We start from the raw sequence: 553 nt of genomic DNA on the forward strand, positions 1-553 counted from the left end.
TGGAACAAGAACTCACCATATGCTGGAACAGATGTGAATAAAGTGAAATGGGAATACAAACTTTACTTTAACGATGGTTCCAACGGAAATCTTGTACAGTCATTCTCTTCCCCGCCAGCAATTAGCCGAGATGGCACTGTATATGCAGCAAATCAAAATGGTAAGTTATATGCATTTAATAAAGACGGCTCTATCAAATGGGTTAAAGAGGATATGGTAACAGCACATACTACACCAGTTATTGCGAAAGATGGCACAATTTATGTTGCGGGTATGAAATTCACTGCTGTAAATCCAGATGGATCAATAAAATGGCAAGTGAACAATGTGAATATCCAAGATACACCTATCATAGATAGTAAAGGTATCATTTATGTGCGTAATACAGAGACAAATAAATTAGAAGCGTACAATTCAAATGGGGAACAACAATGGGCATCAAACAAAATTTCTGAAGGAAAAGTCGGAACCAATTCTATGCTCATTTCAAAAGATGGAATTATTTATACTTTAATTACAGATGACAAGACTAATTCTCTCTATGCTCATGATA

1 protein-coding gene is annotated in these 553 nt (G+C 35.6%); it reads left to right on the forward strand.

What is annotated here, in order from left to right; genetic code table 11:
• On the forward strand, positions 1-553 hold a 553-nt coding region (locus tag V7024_RS03650), incomplete at both ends, for a PQQ-binding-like beta-propeller repeat protein (RefSeq protein ID WP_335515815.1).

This window comes from Bacillus sp. JJ864 (assembly GCF_036963045.1).
Lineage (GTDB): Bacteria > Bacillota > Bacilli > Bacillales > Bacillaceae_G > Bacillus_A > Bacillus_A pseudomycoides_C.